We start from the raw sequence: 6,079 nt of genomic DNA on the forward strand, positions 1-6,079 counted from the left end.
GCCCGCGCCGCGACGCCCCGCACCGCCGCAACCGACGCGGCCACCGCGTCGACGGTGAGGAAGGGGTGCAGGATGACCCCGTCGAACACCCGCCCGGCGAGGTCGAGCCCGCGTGGCCCGATGGTGCCGAGGACGACCGGCGGCGCGCCGTCGGGGGGCAGGTCGGAGAAGCGCATCCCGCGGAACGACCCCGCCGCCCCCTCCTCCCGGATCGCCTCGCCCGTCCACAGCCGCCGCAGCACACCGACCAGGTGCTCCAGGCCGCGCAGCGTCGGCGGCGCAACGCCGAGCGAGGGCGCCAGCGCCCCCAGCCCCCGGCCGAGCCCGAGGACGAACCGGCCGCCGCTCAGCGTGTGCGCGGTCGCCGCCAGTGCGGCGATGGTGAGCGGATGGCGGGTGCCCTGATGGATCACGGCGGTCCCGACGCGGCACCGTTCGGTCGTCGCGGCGAGCGCCCCGCAGACCACCCCGGCCTCCTTGAGGTCGAGCCGCTCGCTGACGTAGACCGCACCGAAGCCGGCCCGCTCGGCGTCGCGCGCCTCCCGCAGGGCGCGGGCGGGGTCGCTCGCCCGCCCGGGGAGCACGTACACGCTCAGGTCGTCGTGTACGCCGTCGTTGTGGTCCGCGGAGGTCATGATCGGCTTTCCCTGGCTTCGGTCGGATCGGTCGAGGGGGAGGCGGCCTGGGCGGCCCGGAGCGTGTCGGCGGCCTGCAGCTCGCCGGGGACTTGCAGGTCACCGGGGACTTGCAAGTCGTCGGGGACCTGGAGCTCGTCGGGGAACAGCTCGTCGGTGTGGCCGACGTAGCCCAGTGCGAGGAACAGGTACATCTGGGCCGTCTCCAGCGCCCGCTCGATCGCCGGCGACAGGGCGGCGGCCCGCTCCCGGGCCAGCTGGGCGTGCACCGCGAGCAGGCGGGTGCGCTGCCGCTCGACGTCGGCGCCCAGCTCCGGCCCGGCCGACGATCCCAGCTCCGGTCTGGTTCCCAGTTCCGGTCTGGTACCCAGCTCCGCTCTGGTACCCAGCTCCGGCTCGGGGGGCGGGGGTGGGGGTGGGGCGAGATTCGAGCGGGTCCGCATTCCCTGTGCCACGCCAGTCACCGGTCAGTGCCCTTCTCGGGTGGTGGCGGCTCGTGCGCCCGGCTCGCGGGCGTCGAAGATCCGTCTGGTCTTCAGCTCGTAGCGCGGCAGCGACCCGGCGTGGACGACGTCGGTCTCCAGCCGGACGCCGAGGTGGTCGCGCAGGTGCGCGGACAGCCGCGCGGACAGGTCGGCCAGCGCGCCGACGCCCGCCGCGGCCTCGGCCCGGACCAGCATCCGGTCCATCCCGTCACGGCGGGACAGGTGCAGCTCGTAGTGGTGTGTCAGCCCCGGGACCTCGCTGATCAGGTTCTCCACCGCGGTCGGGTACACGTTGACCCCGCGGATGGTGACCATGAAGTCGGAGCGGCCGAGAACGACGCCCGGGAAGTGCTTCCACGTCCATCCGCAGCCGTGGTCGGGATGGGCGTCGAGGCGGACGAGGTCATGCGTGCGGTACTTGATGAACGGCTGCACGAGATGGGTGTAACTGGTGATCACGTGCTCGCCGACCGCCGCGTCGTCGGTGACCGGCTCGCCCGAGGCGGGATCCACCGAGTACGAGTGGCAGACGTCCTCGATGGCATGTACCCCGCCGGCCCACACGTCGCACGACTGGCCGATGAACAGCGCCTCGCCGATGCCGTAGGCGTCGTGGATCCGCTCGACGCCCCACGCCTCGGCGAGCCGCTCCCGGATGCGCGGCACCGACAGGCCCGCCTCGCCGCCGCCGGCGAGGATGCGCACCCCGGCGCGGCGCAGGTCCAGGCCCTCGCGCTCGGCGATCTCGGCCAGGTGCAGCAGGTAGGTGGGGGTGGCGCAGACGATGGCGGGGCGGCGTTCGAGGATGTGGCGGACCCGCTGCTCCCCGCTGGCACCGCCGCCCGAGACGATGGTCAGGCCGAGGTTGCGCGCTCCCCAGTAGTAGGTCCACAGCCCGACCCACATGCCGAAGTCGAAGCAGAAGTAGATCGAGTCGCGCGGCCGGGCGCCCTGGCCCCACAGGCCGTAGCAGAGCTGGGTGCCCGCCTTGTGCATCTCGAACTGGCTGAACGCCTCGTGCAGGAACCGGCCGGTGGTGCCGGTGGTGTGGAAGTACTGCTGCCAGTGCTCCGGGCCGAGCGCCAGACCGCCGAACCCCGACGGCGCACTTTCCTGGTCGCGGACGTAGTCGGGCTTGTCGGTGAACGGCAGCCGGTGGTGGTAGTCGTCCCAGGTGCGGATGTCGGCGGGCTTCACCCCGGCGGCGTCGTAGATCCGCCGGTGCAGCGGGGAGTGGTCGTAGGCCCAGCCGACCAGGTGGCGGATCCGGGTGAGGTGCAGTGCGTCGAGTCGTTCCCGATCGGCGGTCTGCGTCGCCCGGTTCCAGAACCGCTGGTCGACGGCCTGGCCTAACGCCCCTGCCATTGCGCGGTCCGCTTCTCGATGAACGCGGCGGCGCCCTCCCGGTGGTCCTCGGTGGTCTTCAGGACGCTCTGGCCGAGGCGCTCCAGCCGGCGACCGGTCTCGCCGTCCACGTCGCCGCAGGTGTTGAGCACGAGCTTGGCCATGCCGAGGGCGAGCGGCGCCATCGCGGCGAGCCGGTCGGCCATTCCCCGGGCGGCGTCGAGCGCCGTCCCCGCGGGGACGACCTCGGTGACCAGGCCGATCTGCAACGCGACCTCGGGACGCAGGGTGCCGCCGAGCATGACCAGTTCCTTGGCCCGGCCCCGCCCCACGTACGTGACGAGGCGCGAACAGCCCCCCGACCCGGGGATGAGGCCGACCTTCGCCTCCGGCATGACGAACCGGGCCTTGTCCCCGGCCACCCGGAAGTCGCAGGACAGGGCCAGCTCGAACCCGCCGCCCGCGGCCACCCCGTCGACGGCGGCGATCACCGGGATCTCCATCGCCTCGATCGTGTCGAAGACGTCGTGGATGCGCCGGGCGTGCGCGCGGAACCCGCGGGTGCCCAGCGCCGTGAGGTCGCCCATGCCACTGACGTCCTCGCCGGCGGAGAACGCGCGCCCACCGGCGCCGGTGATGATCAGGACACGCACCCCCGGATCGAGCGCGGTGTCCTCGACGGCGTCGCGCAGCTCCTGGCGCATCGCCGCGTTCCAGGAGTTCATCCGGTCCGGCCGGTTCAGCGTGAGCACCCGCACGCCGCGGGGCTCGTCGTCCAGGGTGATGTACTCGTGCCCCATCAGCGCGTCCCCGTCTCCACGCGGCCCGTCTCCGGGCGCCCCGTCTCCGGGCGTACGGTCTCCAGGCGTACCGTCGCCGCCACCGTGCCGTCGGCCTTGCGCACCTCGACGCCGTCGGCGGTGGGCACCACCGTCAGCTCGTCGCCGGGGAAGACCGGCGCGGACAGCCGGGCCTTGGCGGAGCGCAGGGCCTGGGGGCCGAGCTGTTCGACCACGGCGTCGAGCGCCAGCGTCACGGTGAGCGGGCCGTGCGCGATGACCGACGGCAGGCCGGAGGCGCGGGCGAACTCGTCGTCGACGTGGACCGGGTTGAAGTCGCCCACCGCGCCGGCGTAGCGGGCGATCTGCACGCGGGTCACGGGACCGCGGGTGCGCTCTGCGAGCGTCACGCTCCCGTCGGCGGCCACACTCGCGCCGCTGGTCGCACTCCCGCCGCTGGTCGCGCTGTCGTCCTGGGTCACTTGCTGCTCCCACGCTCGATGAAGGTGACGGTCTGGCGCTGCACGAGCTCGCCGGCCGCGTCGGTGAACTCGGCGGCGAGCAGGCCGAACTGGTTGGCGCCCTTGCGGAAGACGTCCTCCACAGTGACCCGCACGTGCACCCGCTCGCCGGGGGCGAAGGGGCGGCGCCAGTCGTAGTCGATGCCGGCGAGCAGCGCGCGGGACAGGTCGAGGCCGAGGCCGTCGACCGCGGTCGACTCGCCGCCGACCGCCGCCCCGAAGTAGGGGACGAGGGTGGCCGTCGCCGTCCCCGTGGGGCCGCCGACGGCCCGGGCCAGTGCGGCGAGGACGTCGGGGGAGACCGTGAGGTCGTCCTCCACCAGGGTTCGGCCCTTGGCGCTTTCGTCCATCTCGACCTCCGTCGGAACTGTCCGCGGCCCGGGGGGCGCGGCGAGGGTGCGTGGCTGGTCCGCGGGCCGCGGGCCGCGGCGGCCAGAGGGGAGCGCGCGCCGGTGAGGCGGTTCGCGGGGGGTCTGGGGCCGTGGCGCGGGTCACGTCGGGACTGAGCCGACCGTCCCCCATCGCGGGGCTCGGAGTCAAGAGTTTATTTGACCGACGCGATGGTTGACTAAAATACCGTGGTGATCCTACGGTCGGGTCGACACCGCGCCGGAAGCGGTTCCAGCACAGGAGGGATCGGCGATGAGCATCGCGCGGGAGTCGGACCGACGGCCGTCGGGCGTTGCGCTGGCGGCGGCCGCGGCCGCCGGACGCAACCCGTTCGACCTGACCGGCCACGTCAGCGTGGTGACCGGCGGCAACGGCGGGATCGGGCTGGGCATGGCGGGCGGGCTGGCCGCCGCCGGCGCCCACGTCTGCGTCTGGGGGACCAACGCCGCCAAGAACGCCGCCGCCGTCGAGCGCCTCACCGCGGCAGGCGGGCTGGCCACCGGTCATCTCTGCGACGTCGGCGACGAGGACCAGGTGGTCGCCACGATGGCCGAGGTCGCCGCGTCCTTCGGCCGGCTCGACTCCTGCTTCGTCAACGCCGGCGTCGCGTCCCGTTTCCACCCGCTGCTGGAGACCTCGCTCGCCGAGTTCCGCGAGGTGACCCGGGTCGACCTCGACGGGGCGTTCGTGACCCTGCGGGAGGCGGCCCGCGCCATGGTGCGCTTCGGCAACGGGGGGAGCCTCGTCGCCACGGCCAGCCTCGCGGTCCTGCAGGGGCAGGCCCGCGCCTACTCCTACGGCGCCAGCAAGGCCGGGCTGACCGCGATGATCCGGGCGGCCGCGGTGGAGCTGGCGCGGCACGACATCCGGGCGAACGCGATCCTGCCCGGCTGGACGGACTCACCCATGACCCACCAGGGCCTGCACGACGAGCGCTTCACCGAGCGGGTGCTGCCGCGCATGCCGGTGCGCCGCTGGGGCCGCCCGGAGGACTTCGCCGGCATCGCCGTCTACCTCGCCTCGCCCGCGTCGGTCTTCCACACCGGCGACAGCATCCTGCTCGACGGCGGCTACGCCGCCTTCTGACCCCGACCCACGAACCGACTCCGGAGGTCTTTGATGGACATCTCAAGCAGCATCGCTCTGGTCACCGGCGGCGCGTCCGGACTCGGCCTCGCCACGGCCCGGCGCCTGCTGAGGGCCGGGGCGAGGGTCGTGCTGCTCGACCTGCCCAGCTCGGCGGGGGAGGCCATCGCGAAGGAACTCGGCGACGACGCCCGGTTCGTCGCCGCCGACGTCACCAGCCCCGAGGAGGTCGGCGCCGCCCTCGACGCTGCCGTCGCCCTCGGCTCGCTGCGCGTCGTGGTCAACTGCGCCGGCACCGGCAACGCGATCCGGGTGCTGGGACGGGGCGGGGTGTTCCCGCTCGAGGACTTCGCGAAGGTCGTCCACGTCAACCTGGTGGGAACGTTCAACGTGATCCGGCTCGCCGCCGAGCGGATCGCGACGGTCGAACCGGTCGACGGCGACCGCGGCGTGATCGTCAACACCGCCTCCGTCGCCGCCTTCGACGGGCAGATCGGGCAGGCCGCCTACTCGGCGTCCAAGGGCGGCATCGCCGCCATGACGCTGCCCATCGCCCGCGACCTCGCCGCCCAGGCGATCCGGGTGGTGACCATCGCGCCGGGCCTGTTCCAGACGCCGATGCTCGGCGGGCTCTCCGAGCAGGCCCGGGAGTCGCTGGGGCGGCAGATCCCGCATCCGAGCCGGCTGGGCAACCCGGACGAGTACGCGGCCCTGGTCGAGCACATCGTGGCCAACCCGATGCTCAACGGCGAGGTGATCCGCCTCGACGGCGCCATCCGCCTGGCCCCCCGCTGACCCTGCGCCAGCGCGCCCGCCGGTCCGGTCGGCCGCCTCACCGC

Annotated in this window: 8 protein-coding genes; 2 read left to right on the forward strand and 6 right to left on the reverse strand. The window is 73.8% G+C overall.

What is annotated here, in order from left to right; all coding sequences use genetic code 11:
* The 6 genes from ND748_RS22610 to ND748_RS22635 all read right to left on the reverse strand — a co-directional run.
* Positions 1–635: TIGR03857 family LLM class F420-dependent oxidoreductase (locus ND748_RS22610; protein WP_251747973.1), on the reverse strand; the 635-nt coding region annotated here is incomplete at its 3' end.
* Positions 632–1,090, reverse strand: coding sequence for a hypothetical protein (locus ND748_RS22615; RefSeq protein WP_251747974.1), 459 nt, complete (start codon positions 1,088–1,090; stop codon positions 632–634). The genes ND748_RS22610 and ND748_RS22615, both read right to left, overlap by 4 nt.
* A 12-nt stretch (positions 1,091–1,102) precedes the next feature.
* Complete coding sequence (locus ND748_RS22620) at positions 1,103–2,485, reverse strand: phenylacetate--CoA ligase family protein (RefSeq protein WP_251747975.1); 1,383 nt, start codon at positions 2,483–2,485, stop codon at positions 1,103–1,105.
* Complete coding sequence (locus tag ND748_RS22625; protein ID WP_251747976.1) at positions 2,470–3,264, reverse strand: enoyl-CoA hydratase/isomerase family protein; 795 nt, start codon at positions 3,262–3,264, stop codon at positions 2,470–2,472. Before ND748_RS22625 ends, ND748_RS22620 begins: the two co-directional genes overlap by 16 nt.
* Positions 3,264–3,725, reverse strand: a complete 462-nt coding sequence (locus ND748_RS22630; protein WP_251747977.1) for a MaoC/PaaZ C-terminal domain-containing protein — start codon at positions 3,723–3,725, stop codon at positions 3,264–3,266. Before ND748_RS22630 ends, ND748_RS22625 begins: the two co-directional genes overlap by 1 nt.
* Complete coding sequence (locus tag ND748_RS22635) at positions 3,722–4,114, reverse strand: MaoC family dehydratase N-terminal domain-containing protein (RefSeq protein ID WP_251747978.1); 393 nt, start codon at positions 4,112–4,114, stop codon at positions 3,722–3,724. The genes ND748_RS22630 and ND748_RS22635 overlap by 4 nt, the downstream gene beginning before the upstream one ends.
* 292 nt (positions 4,115–4,406) lie before the next feature.
* Between ND748_RS22635 and ND748_RS22640 the strand changes: the two genes are divergently transcribed.
* A complete protein-coding gene (locus ND748_RS22640; RefSeq protein ID WP_251747979.1) occupies positions 4,407–5,240 on the forward strand; it encodes an SDR family NAD(P)-dependent oxidoreductase in 834 nt (277 codons plus the stop codon).
* 33 nt (positions 5,241–5,273) lie between these two features.
* Positions 5,274–6,035 (forward strand): 3-hydroxyacyl-CoA dehydrogenase, encoded by a 762-nt coding sequence (locus ND748_RS22645; RefSeq protein ID WP_251747980.1) that lies wholly within the window; start codon positions 5,274–5,276, stop codon positions 6,033–6,035.
* Positions 6,036–6,079 lie beyond the last annotated feature (44 nt).

Origin of the sequence: Frankia sp. AiPs1 (genome assembly GCF_023716945.1) — a bacterium.
GTDB lineage: Bacteria > Actinomycetota > Actinomycetes > Frankiales > Frankiaceae > Frankia.

What these genes read in the sequence shown, in the direction of transcription:
- ND748_RS22635 (WP_251747978.1), bottom strand. Translation starts at nt 4,114, where the DNA reads ATGGACGAAAGCGCCAAGGGCCGAACCCTGGTGGAGGACGACCTCACG.
- ND748_RS22625 (WP_251747976.1), bottom strand. Translation starts at nt 3,264, where the DNA reads ATGGGGCACGAGTACATCACCCTGGACGACGAGCCCCGCGGCGTGCGG.
- ND748_RS22620 (WP_251747975.1), bottom strand. Translation starts at nt 2,485, where the DNA reads ATGGCAGGGGCGTTAGGCCAGGCCGTCGACCAGCGGTTCTGGAACCGG.
- ND748_RS22640 (WP_251747979.1), top strand. Translation starts at nt 4,407, where the DNA reads ATGAGCATCGCGCGGGAGTCGGACCGACGGCCGTCGGGCGTTGCGCTG.
- ND748_RS22645 (WP_251747980.1), top strand. Translation starts at nt 5,274, where the DNA reads ATGGACATCTCAAGCAGCATCGCTCTGGTCACCGGCGGCGCGTCCGGA.